20 protein-coding genes are annotated in these 20123 nt (G+C 48.0%); 12 read left to right on the forward strand and 8 right to left on the reverse strand.

What is annotated here, in order from left to right:
- The first annotated feature begins 26 nt into the window (after positions 1 to 26).
- Together KJS69_RS24215 and KJS69_RS24220 are read left to right on the forward strand one after the other, a co-directional pair.
- The gene (locus KJS69_RS24215; protein ID WP_213586381.1) at positions 27 to 209 is read left to right on the forward strand and encodes a DUF2188 domain-containing protein; all 183 of its coding nucleotides are present in this window, start codon (positions 27 to 29) and stop codon (positions 207 to 209) included.
- A 36-nt stretch (positions 210 to 245) separates the two neighbouring features.
- Positions 246 to 1115: an SDR family oxidoreductase gene (locus KJS69_RS24220; protein ID WP_213586382.1), complete on the forward strand. Its 870-nt coding sequence runs from the start codon at positions 246 to 248 to the stop codon at positions 1113 to 1115.
- 54 nt (positions 1116 to 1169) lie between these two features.
- Here the strand turns inward: KJS69_RS24220 and KJS69_RS24225 are convergent, their stop codons facing one another.
- Positions 1170 to 1961 (reverse strand): endonuclease/exonuclease/phosphatase family protein, encoded by a 792-nt coding sequence (locus KJS69_RS24225; protein WP_213586383.1) that lies wholly within the window; start codon positions 1959 to 1961, stop codon positions 1170 to 1172.
- A 131-nt stretch (positions 1962 to 2092) separates the two neighbouring features.
- Entirely contained in the window at positions 2093 to 2272 is a 180-nt protein-coding gene (locus tag KJS69_RS24230) for a hypothetical protein (protein WP_213586384.1), read from the reverse strand.
- Positions 2273 to 2637: 365 nt separating this feature from the next.
- On the opposite strand from KJS69_RS24230, the gene KJS69_RS24235 reads away from it, so the two are divergent.
- The 7 genes from KJS69_RS24235 (at position 2638) to KJS69_RS24265 (ending at position 8773) form a co-directional block, all read left to right on the forward strand.
- A complete protein-coding gene (locus tag KJS69_RS24235; RefSeq protein WP_374706715.1) occupies positions 2638 to 3198 on the forward strand; it encodes a DUF2179 domain-containing protein in 561 nt (186 codons plus the stop codon).
- A 291-nt stretch (positions 3199 to 3489) separates the two neighbouring features.
- The gene (locus KJS69_RS24240) at positions 3490 to 4644 is read left to right on the forward strand and encodes an ABC transporter ATP-binding protein (protein WP_213586385.1); all 1155 of its coding nucleotides are present in this window, start codon (positions 3490 to 3492) and stop codon (positions 4642 to 4644) included.
- On the forward strand, positions 4641 to 5306 hold the full coding sequence (locus tag KJS69_RS24245; RefSeq protein WP_213586386.1) for an ABC transporter permease: 666 nt from the start codon (positions 4641 to 4643) through the stop codon (positions 5304 to 5306). Before KJS69_RS24240 ends, KJS69_RS24245 begins: the two co-directional genes overlap by 4 nt.
- A gap of 57 nt (positions 5307 to 5363) precedes the next feature.
- Positions 5364 to 6260: a glycine betaine ABC transporter substrate-binding protein gene (locus KJS69_RS24250; protein ID WP_213586387.1), complete on the forward strand. Its 897-nt coding sequence runs from the start codon at positions 5364 to 5366 to the stop codon at positions 6258 to 6260.
- An 82-nt stretch (positions 6261 to 6342) separates the two neighbouring features.
- Positions 6343 to 6972 carry an ABC transporter permease gene (locus KJS69_RS24255; RefSeq protein ID WP_213586388.1) on the forward strand — a complete coding sequence of 210 codons (630 nt, stop codon included), beginning with the start codon at positions 6343 to 6345 and terminating at the stop codon, positions 6970 to 6972.
- A gap of 356 nt (positions 6973 to 7328) precedes the next feature.
- The gene (locus KJS69_RS24260; protein WP_213586389.1) at positions 7329 to 7664 is read left to right on the forward strand and encodes a TFIIB-type zinc ribbon-containing protein; all 336 of its coding nucleotides are present in this window, start codon (positions 7329 to 7331) and stop codon (positions 7662 to 7664) included.
- 188 nt (positions 7665 to 7852) lie between these two features.
- Positions 7853 to 8773 (forward strand): prenyltransferase, encoded by a 921-nt coding sequence (locus tag KJS69_RS24265; protein ID WP_213586390.1) that lies wholly within the window; start codon positions 7853 to 7855, stop codon positions 8771 to 8773.
- 131 nt (positions 8774 to 8904) lie between these two features.
- On the opposite strand, the gene KJS69_RS24270 is transcribed toward KJS69_RS24265, so the two are convergent.
- Positions 8905 to 9441 (reverse strand): glycerol-3-phosphate responsive antiterminator, encoded by a 537-nt coding sequence (locus tag KJS69_RS24270; protein WP_213586391.1) that lies wholly within the window; start codon positions 9439 to 9441, stop codon positions 8905 to 8907.
- A 432-nt stretch (positions 9442 to 9873) separates the two neighbouring features.
- On the opposite strand from KJS69_RS24270, the gene KJS69_RS24275 reads away from it, so the two are divergent.
- The 3 genes from KJS69_RS24275 (at position 9874) to KJS69_RS24285 (ending at position 13221) form a co-directional block, all read left to right on the forward strand.
- Positions 9874 to 10644, forward strand: coding sequence for an ABC transporter ATP-binding protein (locus KJS69_RS24275; RefSeq protein WP_213586392.1), 771 nt, complete (start codon positions 9874 to 9876; stop codon positions 10642 to 10644).
- 40 nt (positions 10645 to 10684) lie between these two features.
- Complete coding sequence (locus KJS69_RS24280; protein ID WP_213586393.1) at positions 10685 to 12031, forward strand: ABC transporter permease; 1347 nt, start codon at positions 10685 to 10687, stop codon at positions 12029 to 12031.
- Positions 12032 to 12135: 104 nt separating this feature from the next.
- Positions 12136 to 13221: an efflux RND transporter periplasmic adaptor subunit gene (locus KJS69_RS24285; RefSeq protein ID WP_213586394.1), complete on the forward strand. Its 1086-nt coding sequence runs from the start codon at positions 12136 to 12138 to the stop codon at positions 13219 to 13221.
- A gap of 205 nt (positions 13222 to 13426) precedes the next feature.
- Here KJS69_RS24285 and KJS69_RS24290 read toward each other — a convergent pair whose 3' ends face one another.
- The 5 genes from KJS69_RS24290 to KJS69_RS24310 form a co-directional block, all read right to left on the reverse strand.
- Complete coding sequence (locus tag KJS69_RS24290) at positions 13427 to 14257, reverse strand: HAD family hydrolase (RefSeq protein ID WP_213586395.1); 831 nt, start codon at positions 14255 to 14257, stop codon at positions 13427 to 13429.
- A 373-nt stretch (positions 14258 to 14630) separates the two neighbouring features.
- A complete protein-coding gene (locus KJS69_RS24295) occupies positions 14631 to 15413 on the reverse strand; it encodes an MgtC/SapB family protein (RefSeq protein WP_213586396.1) in 783 nt (260 codons plus the stop codon).
- A gap of 209 nt (positions 15414 to 15622) precedes the next feature.
- Positions 15623 to 16831, reverse strand: a complete 1209-nt coding sequence (locus KJS69_RS24300; RefSeq protein WP_213586397.1) for an MFS transporter — start codon at positions 16829 to 16831, stop codon at positions 15623 to 15625.
- Positions 16832 to 17104: 273 nt separating this feature from the next.
- A complete protein-coding gene (locus KJS69_RS24305) occupies positions 17105 to 17962 on the reverse strand; it encodes a MurR/RpiR family transcriptional regulator (protein WP_213586398.1) in 858 nt (285 codons plus the stop codon).
- Positions 17963 to 18360: 398 nt separating this feature from the next.
- A complete protein-coding gene (locus KJS69_RS24310; protein WP_213586399.1) occupies positions 18361 to 20100 on the reverse strand; it encodes a hypothetical protein in 1740 nt (579 codons plus the stop codon).
- Between the last annotated feature and the right edge of the window lie 23 nt (positions 20101 to 20123).

Raw genomic sequence — 20123 nt, forward strand, 5'->3', positions numbered from 1 at the left:
CAAAACTATTCAAGGAGGTTCAGCCTATGCCTTGGAATAAAAAAGATTACCCCCTTTCCATGAAAAATCTGGAGCCTCGCGTAAGAAACAAAGCGATAGAGATCGCCAATGCGTTATTAGAGGAACATTATGAGGAAGGACGAGCCATCTCGATAGCAACAGCCAAAGCCAAAGAATGGAATGAACGGCATCCCGTTAGCAAATCATGACCGTCTTAACCATAACTGAAAAGAAAGGTGATTCCGATGACTGCACCGAGCCCACCGAATCAGACCATGCCTCCCCAGCATCAAGAGCGTCAACCTGGACTAGAGCAGGACATGTTTCCCCGCCCAGAAGCTATAGATCCCCAATATAAGGGAAGCGGGAAGCTGACAGGCAAAGTGGCCATTATTACCGGGGGAGACAGCGGAATAGGCCGAGCGGCGGCTGTCTGCTATGCCAAGGAGGGGGCAGATTTAGCCATTGTTTATTTGAACGAAAGCGAGGACGCCAACGAAACCAAGCGAATGATCGAAGCAGAAGGGCAGCGCTGCTTGCTTATAGCGGGTGATCTAGGGGACGAGTCCTTCTGTCAGGCGGCCGTGAAGCAGACGATCGATACGTTCGGCAGACTCGACATTCTGGTTAATAACGCGGCCGAACAGCATCCGCAAAAAAGATTCGAGAATATTACAGCGCAGCAGCTGGAACGGACGTTTCGCACCAACCTGTTTGCGATCTTTTATATGACCCAGGCCGCTTTGCCCCATCTGGGCAGCGGGTCCGCGATCATTAATACGGCCTCGATCACGGCTTATCGGGGGAGCCCCGAATTGATCGATTATTCGGCAACCAAAGGCGCGATTGTTTCCTTCACGCGCTCCTTATCGGGGCATTTGGTCGGCAGGGGGATCCGGGTCAATGGCGTAGCTCCAGGGCCGATATGGACTCCCCTTATTCCATCCACCTTTGACGAACAGCAGGTGGCGACCTTCGGCGCCGACACCCCAATGAAGCGTCCCGGACAACCGGAGGAGTTGGGCCCCGCCTACGTCTTCCTGGCTTCCAGCGACTCCGCATACATGACCGGCCAATTCATTCACATTAATGGCGGAGAAATCATTAACGGTTGACCTTGTCCGTTCAACGCTAAGTTTTTTAGCTTTCGTAGTCTATCTATGTATGTTCTATAGCTGGAGGCGATAGATCCCGGTCACGGGCAAATGATCCGATACGACGCAATTTATTCTCTCAGCCCCTATAAGCTGAACCTGCCCGGAAGAAAACACATAATCAATCCTCTTGGTTAAATGATACTCCGCAGGTTCCGCATGGATGTCCTTATATTCAAGCAAGGTAGGCTCGTCCTGCAATCCAAATGGCTCAAAGGCATCTTGGAAGACCTCCTTTAATCTTCTAATTTCGGGGCTGGAGGGCTCCGCATTAAAATCTCCTGCTAATAGAATCGGCTCGGGACAGTCTCCATACTGCTGAATGATCCAGTTTACCTGAGCATTCCTTTCCACCTCATTCAGCCCCAAATGAGTATTTAGAAATACAACTCTCTGACCCTCTATATTCAAATGAGTCTCCAGCAGACCTCTGGGCTCGTTGTACCCTTCCTCGCTATCGACCTGGGGAAGGGCCCGGTTGCGCCGGGAGACGATTGGATAACGGCTTAATATGAGTGTGCCATACTCTCTGTCCGGCTCCCCGGTGGATGAGGTTTCCAGCTTCAAATTGGCGCCGTAAGCATAATCCATGCTCAAGGACTCGGCCAGCCTCTTTCCCTGATCCTCGTAGTCACTTCGTTCGGAGAAATGCTTGTCCACCTCCTGCATGCCGATTACATCCGCTCCGCTTTCCCGGACCACCTCAGCAATTCGCTGCAGATCCAGCTTGCCGTCAAGCAATCCTTCCCCATGATAAATATTGAATGACATCACCTTGATCGTTACAGCCGTCCGCAAATCTCCCATTTTCAATCCCCTCTGCATGTTTATTTTGTTCCAATACGTTTATATAAGTGGCGGTGCTATAAAATCTTTATTCCAACCATATGGTCATCGTAAAAAGATCAGTTCTTTGGAAAAAACCTGAGGGCAGAGCCTCAGGTATCCGTCGTTGATTTACGCTGGCCTTGGCCAGGTTGTGCTTGGTAGAGAAATTCTTTGTGAACCGAGAACAACCCTCGGTAATTTTGCTTCAACCTGCGAATCACTTCTTCTCTTTGTTTAAGCTCAGCCTCACTCACCCGTTTGAGAGGCCTCTGTACTTCCAATAATAACATTTTTTCACCTCATCCAGAGATTTAACAACAAGACCATTGTATTCGGCATCCTAAATTTTATTACCGACTTTTTGGCTATCCGAGCAAAATAGGGCATTCGGGCCGCTCTGGTATCCTCATCCTTTGGATGGTACATACTATGAATTGAAGAAATTCACCCGGCTAGCGGAATTCTCGTCTTTTCGCCTTCCGGCTTTCTCTCCTTCTTCCTAATCTTCCGCTTTAGGTTTAAAGGTGCCGTTTAATAGAAGCGGAGTGAGTACGATCTTCCCTCAAGAAGCTGCAAGCATGGAAGCTGACCTATTATTATCTTTTGGGTCATTAATTTCATTATTGTTACATAATGGAAGTTAAGGGGTAAGTAGTTGGACACCTATAGCAGAAAGGGGAGCGATGAGTTGTTCGCAAACTCCATTATTTTAACCATCATTATTATAAATATCGTTTACGTATCCTTGTTTACGGTTCGGATCATACTAGTCATGAAATCAAGAAGATTGCTTGCTTCTTTAATCAGCATGGTGGAAGTCTTTGTTTATTTAATGGGTCTGAACATCGTTCTGAATAATATTGATCAACCTCTTAACCTTATTGCTTATTGTGTTGGCTGGGGGAGCGGAGTATGGCTCGGCATCAAGATCGAAGAGTGGTTGGCACTCGGTTACTCGACTGTGCAAATTGTAGTTGATTCCGCGGAGACCAGTCTTCCCGCCCGATTAAGGGATAAAGGATACGGGGTTACAAGCTGGACAGCCGAAGGCCGGGACGGACCGCGTCTGGTCATGCAAGTGTTGGCCAAGCGGACCAACGAAAAGAAACTGCTGCGTTATATTCAGGAGTTTGCCCCAAAAGCATTTGTCATTTCGTATGAGCCGAGGTTTTTTCGCGGGGGCTTCTGGACCAAAAGACTTCACGAACGGGAGTAAATTTTACATATTTCCAAAAAATTTATTTTTTTCGGTTTCAGGGCTGGAAATTTTGGGTAAGTATTCTAGCCTGATTGCTGCCCGAAAAGGACTCCAACCTGCCTCCGCACTTCAACACTCTGATAAAAAACAGAAAGGGTAAGATTCGGACTTGGAGCAGCAGCGGCAAGCTTCTTAAGATCACTACCGTCAAGCCAAAGGCATACCGCGTTGCTTCGGAAGCCTGCATTACCCGAGGTTAGGCCAAAATCTTTAGCATTTCAAACTAAATAATTGGGGTGGTTGTAAAGAATGATTCGGTTAGAAGGGGTTAATAAAACATACGACGACGGATTCGTCGCGATTAAAAATCTGGACCTGGAGTTTGGTGAAGGCGGCATCAATGTGCTGATTGGTCCAAGCGGATGCGGCAAAACGACTACAATGAAACTAATCAACCGACTGATTTATCCAAGCAAAGGCAAGGTATATATTCGGGACAAGGACATTTCTGAAATTGACCCTGTCGAATTGCGAAGAAGCATCGGATATGTCATTCAGAACATCGGGCTATTCCCCCATATGACGATCGCCTCCAACGTAGCGGTCGTTCCCCGCTTGCTTAAATGGGATAAAGAGCGCATCGACCGCAGAGTTGATGAACTGCTTCACCTCGTTAATCTCGATCCTGATACCTATAGAAACCGCTATCCGTCCGAATTAAGTGGCGGGCAGCAGCAACGTATTGGAGTCATTCGGGCTTTGGCCGCCGAGCCCAGCGTCATCCTGATGGATGAACCCTTCAGCGCCCTGGACCCGATCAGCCGGGAACAGCTTCAAGATGAATTGATCCGATTGCAGCAAGAGCTGAAGAAGACTATTATCTTCGTAACCCATGATATGGACGAGGCGATCAAAATCGCCGATAACATTGTACTGATGAAGGACGGTGAAATTGTTCAGCAGGGAAGTCCGGAGCAAATTCTCAGGCGTCCAGCCAACGATTTCGTCAAAAGCTTCGTCGGTAAAAAACGGCTGCAGAATGAAACCGACAGTCCGGATGTGCCTACGGTAGACGAAGTCATGGCCGATCAACCGGTTACCGCTTTTCCGACCCGGGGTCTGGCAGAAGCGATTAAAATCATGGAAAGACGAAGAGTCGATTCGCTAGTCGTGGTTGATAAAAACAACGAGCTGTTAGGCCATGCCTCTATCTTCCAGGTCCTGGATCGGTTTAGAGAGGAGAACATTACCTTGGCTGATGTTATGAAGCCCTTTGAGCATGTAGTTCCTACCGGAACCTCTTTATCGGTGGCTCTTAATCTGATGAATGAGCACAATTTGCCCTATGTCCCGGTCGTTCGCAACGGCACTAAATTCGCAGGCTTGATTACTAAAGGAAGCATCGTCCGCCATATTGCCGACGTCTATACGCCTGATGATGATGGGGAGGGGGCTGCGGGATGAACGAATCTCTGTGGGAATTTCTAATCCATCGGCTTCCCGATATTGGCAAAGCGTTCCAGGAGCATTTGATCATCGCTTCTACAGCGATGCTATTGGGATGTCTGGTAGCTATCCCTGTCGGAGTAGGTTTGGCCGGCAATCGAATCAAGTGGATTAATTCCATCGTATTCACCGTAGCTAGTGTTCTGCAGACCGTCCCCAGCCTGGCTCTTCTCGCTTTGCTCATTCCGTTGCTTGGAATTGGTACAACACCTGCCATATTGGCACTCTTCTTGTATTCACTCATGCCTCTTTTAAGAAACACTTATTCCGGCTTTCAGGCGGTAGATCCGGATGTTCTGGAGGCTGCGCGCGGAATGGGTTATAACACAACGCAAAGATTGTTCAAAATTCAATTGCCGCTGGCTTTTCCCTATATTATGACGGGGATAAGAGTCACTACGGTTTACATTATCAATTGGACCACTTTGGCCGCATTAATTGGTGCGGGCGGACTCGGACAGCTTATCTTAACCGGCCTGGCCGTCAATATGAAGACAATGGTTATCACCGGGGCGTTGGTGGCGGTTTTGCTCGCCCTCTTGGTCGATTTCTTATTCGGCAAGCTGGAGCGTATCGTCTCGAATCGAATGAAGGTTCAAGTCGCGGCCGATCCCGGTTAGTTCAGAGCTTGTTAGAAGAATCGGAAGCGTATAAAAAGTTAATGACGGGGGTACCAGATGAAAGCATATATAAACAAACCAGTGGGATTCCTTCTGCTGCTGGCCCTCTTGGCAGGGGTATCTGGCTGCGGCAGAGGAAACCAGATTATTATCGGTGCGCAAACGTATACCGAAGCAAAAATTATTGCCACCATGTACCAAATTCTGATCGAAGAACAAACTAATCTGCGGGTTCGTACCATGCCAGACCTCGCATCCAGTCCGGTTATCATCAATGCAATGAAGAATAACGACGTACAAATGGCAACCCTTTACACAGGAGAAATCTTTAACAATCATTTTCCCGTACAGGAAGGCCGCGGCCGGGAGCAGGTGCTGCAGCAGGCGAAGGACGGCTTCGATGAATATTTCAATTTCAAATGGTTTGATCCATACGGCTTTGAAAATACTTATGCCTTCACCGTGCGCCAGGCAGAGGCAGAGAAGTATCAGTTGGAGCAAATCTCTGATTTGCACGATGTGGCTTCCACCATGCGGCTCGGAGTAGATATGTCCTGGCTGGAGCGCAGCGAAGATGGTTACAGAGCCTTCTCTGAACAATACGGAATTCAATTCGGCGAAACCTTCCCTATGGAGATTGGTCTTGTATACGAAGCAGTCGCTCATAATAACGTCGATATCGTACTGGCCTACTCCACCGATCCCCGGCTCAAGGAGTTTAACCTGACCACCTTGAAGGACGACAAGCAATTTTTTCCACCCTATGACGCTTCTCCGGTTATTAAGAAAGAAGTTCTCGAGCAGCATCCGGAATTGAATGAAATCATCGAACAGCTCGTCGGTAAAATCGATGGGGAGACGATGACCTCATTGAATTACGAAGTCGATATCAATAAACGAAGCGAAAAAGCGGTTGCGCGTGAATTTCTGAAAGAAATCGGCCTGTTGAAGTAATGGAAATCGATGAATCTTCTTTAAGAAAGGTAGATGACCATCGGTTTCTTGTACACTTATAATTAAAGTTAGGGGAATCGATATGGACAGATTTGTGGAGTATATCCGCGAAAACTGGGTAGATTTGTTGAGTCTGACTTACGACCATATTGTCATGGTAGTTATGGGCGTTGTTCTTGCTCTTATCGTTGGTATTCCGCTGGGAGTGGTTTGCAGCTTGAATCGCAGATGGGCGGCCCTTATTCTAGGAATCGCCAATGTCGTTCAGGTCATCCCTAGTCTGGCGCTGCTGGTCATGCTGATGATCGTTTTTGGCCTCGGCTCCCAGACGGTTATCGTCGGGCTGTTCCTCTATTCATTGCTCCCGATTATCCGCAACACGTACGTAGGATTAACCGAGATTAATTCCAGCATCACCGAAGCCGGCAAAGGAGTCGGGATGAGCCCCCTGCAAGTTCTGATGAAGGTGCAGCTCCCCCTATCCCTGCCCTTTATTATGACGGGTGTCAGAGTAGCCGCCGTTATCGCGATCGGCGTCGCGGCTGTAGCCCCTTTTATTGGAGGAGACGGACTGGGCCGGGAAATCTATGCCGGAATTAATTACCGCAATGATTTACGGATCTATGGAGGCGCTATTCCCGCTGCTCTCTTGGCGATACTGGCCGACATCTTTCTGGGTAAACTGCAGAAGAGGGTAAAACTGGACAAATGACCGTTAACATTTGCCATAATGAAACTAGCTTGCTTGGGAACACGTAAATATGTTTATATTAACATCAAATGATCTATATAAATTGAACTAATGATTGAATAGTTATGAAGTGGAGAAAGAAAGATGCTTCCAGGGCGAGTTTTGGCTTTGTATTCCTACCATCCGAAGGCCCATCCATATAGAAGGGAATCTATTGGTTCGGGGTCCCCGAAAAGTACCTGGAATTGCTTCGAAGCTCGTCTTCACTTTTTGGGGAAGGAGTATGATGTTTGAAGCTTCGGAGGCACTTTCCTTCGGAACGGAATGAGGCTATTCTTTAGTTCAACATATATAGATTAAATACTGGAGGGATAACAATGAAATGTCCCGTTTGTAACGATGTCCGAATGCGTGAAGTAACCAAGGATGGAGTCCTCATTGACGTGTGCCCAGACTGCAAAGGAGTATGGCTGGATCGGGGAGAATTGGAAAAGCTGATGAAGGGTGTCCATGAGCTAAAGGAAGAATATGATTACTCTTACCGGGAACGGAACGAACCGAGAGAGTTTGCCCGTCAGGACGATTATGGCGATCTCGACGAACGCCGCTCCTATCGGGAATCTTATCCGTCCAAAGATGATCACCACTACCCGAAGCATAAGAGAAAAAAGAAAAGAAATGTGTTTGATATTTTTGAAGACTTGTTTGATTAAAAACCCGGACAAACTTGAAGCCAGAGGATTCCTCAACCGCAGGAATCCTCTTTTTATTGTTTAGGCTTGTTTATAGGCAGAAGATGGCTATATACTCTTTTTTGGGGCTAGTGATATGATAATAGATAGAGATAGTTCTCCGATCAGAGCATGAATGACGGGGCAAATGATAAAGGAGTTGGCATAACATGAGTCGGGCCAAGCTGTTTCTTAAAGCATCGCGGTTTCAAGTCGTGCCTGTCATGATCGTGCCGGTTTTGATCGGCGGCATCGGAGCCTATGCCTGGAATGGGGTCTTCGATTGGACATGGTTTGCTGTCACGCTGATAGGTGCAGTTGCACTGCATTTATTTTCTAATATGATCAATGACCTGTGGGATTACCGCAATGGCGCCGATATTGCAGCACACTCGGAAACGGGAACGATTTCCACTAATTCCGGAATGCTGACTAGCGGCGAATGGTCTGAGCGCACGTTCGCAAGATTAACCTGGAGCTTATTTGCCTTCAGTTTAATTTGCGGCATCCTGCTTATTTTCTTTCGAGGCGGCATGGTAGCCGTCTACGGCGGGATAGGCGCCTTGCTAGCTTATTTCTATGTGGCTCCTCCTATCCGTTACGGGTACAGAGGCAAGGGCTTCAGCGAAGTTTCGATCTTCATAAGCTTTGGCATCCTGCCCGTTCTGGGAAGCCACTATGTTCAAGCGCTGCAATTTGATTCCCGCGCTCTGCTAGCCTCCCTGCCCATTGGGGGATTAACGACATTGATTCTGTTTAATCATCATTTCTTACACTGGCAAGCGGATAAACTGGCCGGCAAAAACACTCTGGTCGTTATCCTTGGGGAAAGAGGCGCCCAGAAGGTGTCGTTGGCTATTTTTGGAGCGGCCTATGCCATGCTGCTGCTGGCTGTCGCGCTTGGAGCGCTGCCCGTCTATTCGCTGATTGCGCTGATTACAGCGAATCCGGTATTAAAGGCTTACAAACAGCTGCAAGAGCATAACCCGGCCGCCGCTTATGCACCGTTAATGAAAGCTTCCCTCTCGGCCAGTGTAAACACCGGACTGATCATCAGCGCATCTTTGGGACTGCATGGATTTCTCCAATAGCAAGTATTACTCGACATCACTTGACATTACTCGGTACCATTTGACGAAATCCGATAGCATTTGTTATCTGTAAAGTATTGCGCAGATTAAGAAGATAATTTGGGTGCAGGAGGTTTAGAACCACTCAACCCCTACCAAAATTCTGGATCACCAATGGAAACATAATCGGCTCCGCTCTTCAGCGCGGTTTCGATTTCTTCTTTGTAGCGGATCAATCCTCCGACAATGAGCGGGCGATTGATCCTTTTTTTCATCTCGTTGATCACTCTGGGCATCAATCCAGGCATAAGCTCCACCTTGTCGGGCTTACTGGAGGCAATCATTCGGATGGCCGTTTCAAAGGCGGCCGAATCTATCGCGAACACCCGTTGAATCGTTTTCAACCCCGCTTGCTTGGCGGCGGAAATGGCATGGCTTTTAGTGGATACGATTCCGTCCGCCTGGAACATTTCAGCCAAATATTGAACAGCTGAAGCATCTCTCCCAATTCCGTCGACCATTTCGATATGCACATAAACTTCCTTGTCAGACTCATGCAGACTCGCAATAATTTCACGCAGGCTCATAATATCGCCTGACATAAGAATGACCTTGTCGACCTGGCTCTTCTTCACTTCCTCGAGCTGTTCTTTCCTGATCATGGATGCAATAATCGAATAATTTGCCATTTTGAAGTCAACCTTTCTTTTAGATAGAGTAGCGGTCTAGACTTGTCTGGATATATTCTAGCATATTCCCGTGGTTTAAGGAGTTTTACCGCTGCTTGATTTGCTATCAAGCCTCTCAACTCGTATACTAATACAGGGTCTTCCAAATTTTGTAGCATTCTTCAACATGATTTGACTTTTCTTGAAGTCTTTCAGCTGACTTAAAACTTTTTTGAATACTAGTCGTTATAAGAATTGGATAGAATTGTGAAAAACCTGTATCGCAATATTTCGAGGTGAGCGGCCGCGTTGTAAAGATACTTGAACACAAATAGAATGGAAGCCGTTCACCAAGTAGAAACTTATAAAATTCTATGATGGTCATAATTACGGCAAATCTTGCTCAGCGGGTCCGGACGACCGTTCCCTAAGAGCTTAATATGGAGGAACAGCATGCTTGAGGTAAAGCAATTATTCCATACTTTTCAGAATGGCGCTGAACAGACTCCTGTGCTGAAGAACATCAATTTTCGTGTCGCTAAAGGGGAAATGATCTCGCTGCTCGGGAGTTCCGGTTCGGGTAAATCGACCTTGCTGAATCTTATGGCAGGGCTAATGAAGCCCACCGAAGGCTCTATACTTATTTCAGGTCAATCGATAGAAAAGATGAGCGAGAATCAATTGGCCGAATTTCGCAGAACCCACATTGGGTTTATCTTTCAATCCTATGAGCTCATCCCCCATTTTACCGTTAGGGAGAACGTAGAACTGCCCCTGGTCTTCCATGGTGCAAGCCCGGCAGTTAGAAAAAGCAAATCCCTCACCCTGCTTAAGCAGGTAGGATTAGCTGATAAAACCGAGCTGTTCCCCTCTCAATTATCTGGCGGACAGCAGCAGCGGGTCAGCATTGCTCGTTCGCTGATCACCGAACCGGCGATTGTCTTCGCGGATGAACCGACCGGGAATCTGGATTCCAAGACGGAACAGGAAATAATCGATTTGTTAATCCAGCTTAATACCACATCCGGGATTACGTTCGTCATTGTTACCCATGAACATGAAGTCGCTATGCAGACCCAGAGGATTATTCAGTTAAAAGACGGTGAACTGACCGAGGATATTGAAACCGCTGGACGGCCATTGATCGCAGCTCCCGACGAACCTTCAACGTTTTCTTCACCAAGAGACCATACGGGAGCACCAGATGCAGGACAAGAGACATAGCATCCATGGATGCTATAAGTAAAGGGCAGGGGTAGGGATTATGAGAATCACCGATTATTTAAAATTAGGTTGGGACCAGCTTAAGCGGCGCCTGGTCGTCACTATGCTTTGCGTTATGGGCATAGCTATCGGTTCGTCCTCTATTATCGTTGCGCTGGCGTTTGGAGAATCGGTGACCCAATTCAGCGAACAGCGCATCGGTTTTTATTTGAAGACGGATGAAATTCAAATTTCCCCCGGACAAGATTCCCGTGATTCCAACGAGAATGCGCGGTCTGTCTCTTCACTCGGGGTCAATGACATTTCCAGGCAAAAGATAGACATTATTCGTTCGCTGCCGCACGTCGTCAGTATCGCCCCCTTCACCCGGCTTCAGCATTTCAGCTTTAATGTGGATACTACCAAGAGAGGATCCTTGGAGCTGATAGCTACCGATTTGGGAGCAATGAAAGATTTTGGATTCGAGCTGCAGCAGGGAGGCTATCAGGATCTCAATAACGCCATCATATTAAGCTACGGAGCCACCGTCGACTTATACGATGAACGAACCGCGGCCATTCGCAGATTGAAGGCCGGACAATCCCCCGCCTTTAGCGAGGATGAGCCTCCCATCCCCTATCCGCTCTATCAGAAAACGATTGTGCTGGAATACCACAACGAGCGAGACGATGGGACATTGCAAACTACTTCTTTTCCGGTCAGGGTCATTGGTGTCCTCAAGAAGCCGGAAGGGATACCTGATTATGCCATACGCTACGACCGGGCAGCCTACATCTCTCTCGAGCTTGGAGAAAGAATTCAGGAAATGATGAAGCAGACCGGGCGAAAGGATCTGTATTTCGAGAAAAGTGTCAAGGTGAAGGTTGACTCTGTCGATCATGTGCAGCAAACAGAAGAGCTCATCCAGAAGCTTAAATTAAACACACAATCGAATCTGCGCCAGCGGGAATCGATGCAGCAGGAATTCGTCATCGTCCGCCTCATCTTTGGCGGCATCGGCCTGTTCATTCTGTTCGTGGCCTCCATTTCCATTATTGTGGCCATGACCATGTCCACCTATCAGCGCAGACGCCAAATCGGCATTATGAAGGTGCTGGGCTCTAATTTAAAACAAATTAGAAATATGTTTATCGTAGAGTCTACGCTGTTAGGATTGTTGGGAGGAGTAGCCGGAATCATCCTATCCTATTGGGTCATATGGACGATTAATATCGTCATCCAGAAGTTCTCGGAAGGCAATTCCGGAGGCGGGGATTTATTGTTCATCAGCTTCTGGGTTCTACCGGTCGGTCTGTTCTTTGCCGTGCTGACCGGAGTTATGTCCGGAATCTTCCCCGCTATCAAAGCATCCCGAACCGATGCGCTGACGGCGATCAAGAGGGAATAAGCGTTACGGGCATAGCGAACCGTACGTTCAGGGCAGCATGGTTCATAGATGACATCACTACATAAAGAATTATGCTTCATCATGCTTAGGAGGTATGAATGCCGATGCGAAAGAAGAGAAGATGGGTGCCGGTGCTGTTCCTAGCCGGAATAATAGGCATAACCGGCTTCCTTTATATGCAGAGCCGCTCCCCAGTGGATACCGGAATCCCTGCATCGCCGCTTTATAGCCAGGCGCTGGAATTTGAAGCCAAGCGCGAAGCGATTAAACAAAACTTGGAGGTTAAAGGGAAATCATCCTATGTTAACGAAGCCAATGTGTACGCCCCGTTCGCCGGAACGATTGGGTCGTGGGCAGTTAAAGAAGGTGGGCAGATTAGCGAAGGCGCTCTGCTTTTTGAAATGGAAACGGAGGAGCTGCGCAAGCAATTAGCCATCAAGCAGGCCAATGTTGAAAAAATGCAAACCGAGCAGAAAATTCAACAAGCCGTTCAATCCCTTGCCCCCGACGATTCCCGTCCCGGAGGCGGCACTATGGGAGAGCAGGAAGCCTTCTCCCGCTTTACCAATAAAGAGAAGGATAAGCTGCAGCAAAAAGTCGATTCGATCAACCTGAATTTGGTTCAGACCGAAATCCAGGAATTAAATCGACTGCTATCCGAAGCGCGGTATGCATCGACGGCTAGCGGAATTTTCTTGTTCGCGGAAAACAAAGAGCCTAAGAAGGTGACAGAACAAGAGCTTCTCGGCAAAATCGTCGACCTGACAAAGTTAAAAATGGTGGCGACCGTTGGTGAGTATGAAGTATTTCAAATTACAGAGGGACTGCCCGTAGACATCAAAATCGACGCGCTGCCCAATGATAAGCTGAAAGGTACGGTAACGGAAGTATCCAAGTTTGCCAAAAGCGGCAGCGACGGGATTTCCAAGTTCGACGTTACGATTGAGCTGGAGCCGCACGATCGGTTGATTGCCGGCCTGGGCTTAACCGGAACGATCCTGATCGATGAAAAGGACGACGCCCTCGTCGTGCCGACACTGACCGTACAAAGAGACGATGATGATTATTTTGTCTATGTGCTCAATGAAGGGGTTCCGGAAAAAAGAATAGTTCGAATCGGCATGGAAACCGCCGAGCAGACGGAAATCATAGAAGGCTTGCAGGAAGGGGAAACGGTTGTCCTCCAATAAGGAGAAAAGGCAGGCTCCCATAAGGAGCACAGGAAGAGCTTCAATAAGGAAGAAAAGGCGTTACTCCCCATAAGGAGCAACGCCTTGTTCATATATGCCGCTTGTTCATTCTCGACCTGGACCGCGGGAGCATCCGCTAATTAGAAGCTTGTTTACCGCGGACCACTAACGAAACATTTCCAATCCCATTGCTGCCGAGCCTTCTTCACAGACCCATTCCCGCTTTCTTCTCGCCGCTATAAGGCGAGCAGAACGCTTCTATCACCTCCACGACCCCATCGCCGTAGCCTCTCGAGCAAACATAATCCGCTTTTTCCTTCAATAGCGGGTGACTATTCGCAACAGCGACGCCGATTCCCGCATTCTCGATCATATCGAGATCATTCAATTGGTTGCCGATAGCCATTACTTGTGACCGATCGAGCCGAAGCCTGCTCATCAGCTTCTTCAGAGCTTGTCCCTTACTCTGGTTGTGCGGAATAATCTCCAGGTAATCCTCCTCGGATTGAAGGGCCCCATACCGCTGACCGAAGCGAGGCAAGTGAGCATCCCAGATTGGCCGCATGATCTGATAATCTCCGATCCACAGCACTTTCTGAAAGCGGGCCTTCTTCCATTCGTCGCTCGAAAAATCGATAAGATCACAGGAGATGTTCTCTTTATGTTCAAACTTTTCTACATTGAACGTTTTTCTAAAGACAGAAATCCGCTCTTCTTCGAACAACAACACGGAGACTCCCTTCCCGTCTGCTTCCTCCATTGCCGGAATCAAATCATGCAGCTTCAATTCAGCCATCTCCAGCGTACGGTAGCGGTCGGCAATAACCGATCCGTTGCACAGAATAAACGGATGCTCGATCTCAAGCTCATCTACAATAGAGCGGACGGTCAGTCCGGGACGGCCCGTCGCCACTGTAAACATCCCACCTGCTCTCGTAAACCGACTAACGGCATTGCGGACCTCCTCGGTCAATTGGTGTTCGGCAGATAGCAGGGTTCCGTCTAAATCACTTACAATCAGTTTAATTTCAGTCATTTGTTTTCCTTCTCCCTTATATTCGCACTTATAATCAGGCTTATAATTCACCGCGAAACGTCAATCCACCGTTAAAGGACGGCGGCAGCCGTTTACGCTTGTCTAGTCAAGTCCATTCGCCCCATTCGCTTCAATTTACCTAAACAAAATACAGGTATACGCTACCCTTCCCCCAGGCGAAAAAAGTAAGGTGCCTAATCTCTTCGCGCTCCAGTCACTGCAAGGTTTCAAGCTGATTTTCGCTCTGCGAAACTTGACTTACTTATAAATTCTGGATTAAAAAAACCGCGGACGGCAGCAGCCTCCTTATCCAGTATCATAAGGAAGCTGATGCGCCCACGGGTTTTCTCATCATCTCTACCCTTGGCTTATTCTATTTCGCTTTATTTACGTTCTGCCCTTTTGGAAAAGGGATTGGCTTACCGGCCTTCGTTCCGGAAATATGCCCGGAATCGATGGCCAGCACCGTCTCTATTCGTGATATTTCGTCCAGTGCTGAGACGAGCTTGTCTCCGCCTTGAACCTGCAGTGCCAGCCGGACTTTGACGATGTAGTCCTCCTCTCCGAACATCAGGCCTTGCTCATGCTCCATTTGGATATTTTTAATATGGATACCCTGATTGCCAAAGGCCGTCGCAATATTCCCGAGACTTCCCGGGCGATCCACAATTCTCAGGGTCACTTCCTGGGTGCGGCGGTGCCACAGCATATGCTTCTCCCATTTGTTCAGCAGGAACAAACTGATCAAGACTAGACCGGTAGCCAACACGGCGGCATAGTAGAAGCCGGCTCCAACGGATAACCCGATAGCAGCCACTACCCAAATGGATGCTGCCGTCGTGAGACCCGATACGGTCGGACCCGTTCGGAGAATCGCGCCCGCTCCCAGAAAGCCGATCCCGCTAATTACCTGAGCAGCGAGACGGGCCGGGTCGGTACGAACATTAGGCTCATACACAAAAGCGGAAAATCCGTATATCGACAGCAGCATGATCGAAGCTGATCCGACACATACGAGAATGTGCGTTCTAAAGCCTGCCGCGTGATTGTTCCACTCCCTTTCTAACCCGATCAATCCGCCTAATAGCAATGCTAGAATGATTCTTATTGTTAAATCAAAATTACTGATTTGCCATATTTCCGGATGGAACTCCATACAGTTACTCCTTCCACAATAATCACTTTGTATGAAAAAGACGATGATGAACCCATCAGAAAGCCACACCTGCAATCAGGTGCTTCAGGCTTCCATGGGGGTTCTCTCATCGTCTCTACCCGAAAGGAATGATATTATATCTATTATGCTCGCATACTCTACGAAATGTCAATCATTTTCAACTTCATTCCACGTATTGGACAGAGCGGTCAAGCTTTAAGGAAAGAAGGCTCCTGAGGCGGAATTTCCTCATCGCTCTCCATTTTTTTCTGGAAGTACGGAATAGAGAACAAAGCGGAAAGTGCAACGGCAATTAAGAGCACAAAAATCGCCCCGGAAAAATCCTTGACAAGTAATATGAGCAGCAGCATGACGCAGCGGGTTACGCAGATCAGGCATTCCCGCCACACCATCAGGCTCGATTGCCTCTCTGGAGGATGATGGCTAATCGCCCGGAATTGCTGGGCGTTCCAGGTCGTACCAAAGTAGAACATACCCATGGTTGTCATAATGTTGGACAGGATGAGCACGACCGGAACCGGGTAGAGCATCATCAAAAAACCGCCTGCCAGCATAAGAATGGCTGCATGCAGCCAGCTGCGCTCCTTGAAATTAAGCTTGCGGTACAAGAATAAAGCCAATAAGGAAGAGGTGGTATATAAGGTGTTCAGCAAAGCGATGATGGTCTTGTCTTCCGTTACGCTAAATGTAAAAAGCAAAGCAAACAGCCCTTGGAACTGTAGAAACAGTCCGGCGGCAAGACAAGACGGGATCAGCCATTTCAGCCGTGAATCGATGAAGACATTCCGATATTTCATCGTCTCCCGCCAGGTTTCCTGGTGCGGCGCAGTAGACTTCAATGAGATTTTGGGAAGCATCAGTGAAGTCACCAGCATTCCGGTAACGAACAGAAGCATCAGCGAGAAGGAGCCGGAATACCCGAACCAGCCAATGACCTGGGCAGCGACAATCGGAACGGACATATTCGCCATCTGCGAAATGGTGTTGGAGGCGGCAAAAAAATTGCCGAACTCTTTTCCTTTCCCGGAGGTAGAGACGCTCAGGTTTTGTGCGCAGGAAAAAAATCCCCACATCATGCCCACGGGCACGCCGATTATGGAGATCCACAGCAGCCGATTATCCAGATGAAGAAAGGAGAGCAGTAAAAAGGCCGTCCCTCCCGAAAGAGCAGAGAGCCCAAACAGCAGCCGGATGGTCCAGCGTCTCAACAACCTGGCCCCCAGCGTAAAGGACAATGCCCAGAATAAAAATAGAAACAAATTAAACCAGGCCACATCAGCGATCCGATGATCCTGCTCCCAAATGTACAGGTTCACGAAAATTCCGATGTAAATAAAGATAATGAACGACATCGCATTCATCATTAACAGCCTGCGAAACTCTTTGGGCAGCCCCACGGAAGATCCTCTTCCTTCCCAGATGTTATTCACTTGAATGAGGGTTCCAGAAAGTAAGCTTTCTACACAACCTCATTAACCTTAAGTTAGCACGCGGGTTGCCGTTTTCCTAGAGTCAAATACCGTCTAAAAGCGTCTATTAGAGTCAAATTTAAAGGTTTCAGCCATTAAAGCTCGTCGCCGCGAAACGTGCAGTCTTATTTAACGCTTTTGAGCGTGTTTTAACAGAGTGGTGATCCGGATATCCGTCCTAACGGAAAAACGGCCCAATAATCAGCCGTTTCTTTTGGAAGATTTGACCGCATTTCTCGTCTTTTCCAGAGCTAGAATGTTCACATCATAATTTTGGCTAGCAATGCCTACATACAAGATATCGATCACATTCAGCTGCGCGATCCGGGAAGCCATAGCTCCGCTTCGGATGCTTTTCTCCAAGGAGCTTGTAAAAAGCCGAATATCAGCCAGCTCCATAACCGGATTATTGCCAAACTTGGTCAAGGAAATGATAGAGGCCCCGCTTTCCCTGGCTACGGTCAATGCCTGAATGATATCCTCCGTCTGCCCGGAATAAGAGATGCCAAACGCGACATCGGATTCCACCAGGTTAGCGGCAATCGTTGCCATCGAGTTAAAATCATAGGCGGCTTCGCACCATCGGTTGATCCGCGTCAGCTTCTGCTTGAAGTCTTCAGCGATGACGGCGGAAGCGCCGATTCCGAACACAGTAATCTTGCGGGCAGAGCTCATCGTTGCGATAGCACGCTCCACATCCGGGATCCGCAATACCGACATCGTATCCTGAATGGATTGAATATTGTTATGTGATATGGATTCGATCAACGAAGCCGCCGAGCCGTCCATCTGGATTTCCTGATACGAATCGTATTCTCTAGTCGTTTGCGCCAAATCCGCCGCTATCTTGATCTTAAGCTCCTGGAAGCCTTTGAGCTGCAAGGAGCGGGATAAGCGGACAATCGTCGCCACGCTGACCCCGGCCAGCTCGGCCAGCTTCTGCACGGACAAATTAACGACTTTATCCGGATGCTCCAAAATGTATTTTGCCGCTTTTTGCTCCATGGGCTTTAATGAACTTAAGGCTTCCCGCAAACTAACCAATCCGCCGCTTATCATTGTTATCACTCTTTTCAGTTAATGTTTTCTTAGTCGCCTTATGTCATAGCCGACAAGTGAGTCTTAGAAGTTCTCCGCTGGAACGGGAAAAAGGATGTATTTTTGCAGGCTTTGCTGCGAAACGGATTACAACGGTCTAAAAGGCTGCAGAAATGCAGGCTTTCTCAAAGGTCGGTAAGGGAAGGCTCGACCTTATCAAAATTATAATGAATATTATTTCTCTTATCAAATTATACTTTGGAATTTTATTCCTGAATCAAGCGTAAACGGCTGCCGCCGTCCTTTAACGGTGGATTAACGTTTCGCGGTGAATTATAAGCATGATTATAGGTGTAAATCTTTATAAATCCTTATAATTTGAGAAAGGCCCCAGCCTTAAGCGGCTGGGGCCCTGTGTACTACCGTTCCTTTAATGTTTTGATCAGGCGTTTGGCCTCTCCTTGCGGAGTCTCCATTGCTTCATAAATGTGGATGGTTAATGGATATTCATGCTGTTCTGTGCGTAAATTTTTGAATTGGACCGTTTGAATTCCGCTGATTAAGCGGTTCATTCCAGTAAACGAGAAATATTCCTCGGCAATGGTCCGACCTGTAGTGTCGACCAGTTCGATTTTCATCTTGGAAAAATTCTGATCGATGACAACTCTGTCCTTCCGCTCAATATCCAAATCAAGCTGAAGCTTGTAAGAATAAGTAACATAGCCCGGCATCGGATCGGTTGTCGTAACAAGCGTCCAATCCTTCATCTCAACCTCGAACGGATAGAAGGACATCCACTTGCTGGTTTCGTCCTGAGTCATAACCTCCGTCTGATAAGCGCTGATCGTTGTCCGATAGGGCTCAGCCGTCTGACTGTCTACCAAAAACAGCCCTATTCTCTCTTCGCTTTCCGATTCAGGAATAGCGAAGGAATAACTGACAATATAGCTTAAATTGGGCATTAACCGCTCCGTGGAGGCCATTTGACGGACTCCGCCATAAGTATACCCTCCACCGCTCTTCAAGTCTACATCGAAGATCGGTACAGGAACCGGCTGCGCAGATTTATTGTGCAGCTTGAACTTGGCGATAGCCGTCTTGTAGCCATCTCCCTGATTTTCATGCATGAACAGTTCTACCAGGGAGACATCTACATTAGGATCGATGAGCGAATTAACTGCATCGATTTGCATCGGGGTATCCATTACATATTTTTTTAGTCCGTACAGCGAGAATCCCTCTTCACCCGGCAGAACAATATTAAGTCTGCCTATGCTGTACTCCACTGGAGTCAATTTGCCGTTCGCATCAGCTACCATATAGGTTTCCGGAGTCAGCAAGTTCAAGCTTTGCAGAACGACGTTATTTTTAACCGGAATCGCATAGTGAATATATTCGCGCTTTCCAGGCTCCAAGGTAACGGGCTCCTGCTCCACCCTTTGACCCGGGAATACGGATTTCCCCGCCTTGCCGTCCAATCTGAAATCGGGAACAGTCTCCATCGATTCTCCCGGGTTCTCTACGAGCACTGTGATTAGCTTCACGGGACCGGACGGCGTATTCTCCTCTTCCACTTTGGAAGGGGTATAGACTAACGGAGAGGACACAGAGGGAATCTTGAACGATTCGTCCCATTTCCGTACCGCTCCTTGCCCCTTAATATCATCCTCATTGCCGGTCCATTCCAGATCCTGGGCCGGGACAGATAATATATCTGTCTCGACTTTAGGATAGACATAGACATCGATATCGACCCAACTGATTTCGGATATCGTAAATTCGTTCCGATCCACGGAGGCCATGTAGCTGAGTTCAATTTTTTCCTTAGGCTGTACCGTTCTTGCATTAGTCGCACTGGAATGCAGCGTATATTGCAGCCCTTCGGACGTGCGCGCTCTTACTTCATAATCCGGCACCCTGACGTTTTTGCTGCTGTTGTTCTGCATCTTGACCACTACACCAATTCGTGAGCCGGTATCATTGCGTTCATTAAGCACGCTCTTGACCTCAACAGATAGAGCATCTGTCAACGAATAGACCTTGTTCATCTGTTCCACTGCTGCCGGTTGGTCCGCAGCTGCATAGGCACTGTAGCCGGAAGACAGCAGGGAAGCGGTCAGCACAACCGCCGACATTGTTTTTTTCCAACGCATAACCATTCGTATCTCCTCCCCAGGCGATC

The organism is Paenibacillus sp. J2TS4, assembly GCF_018403245.1.
GTDB lineage: Bacteria > Bacillota > Bacilli > Paenibacillales > NBRC-103111 > Paenibacillus_L.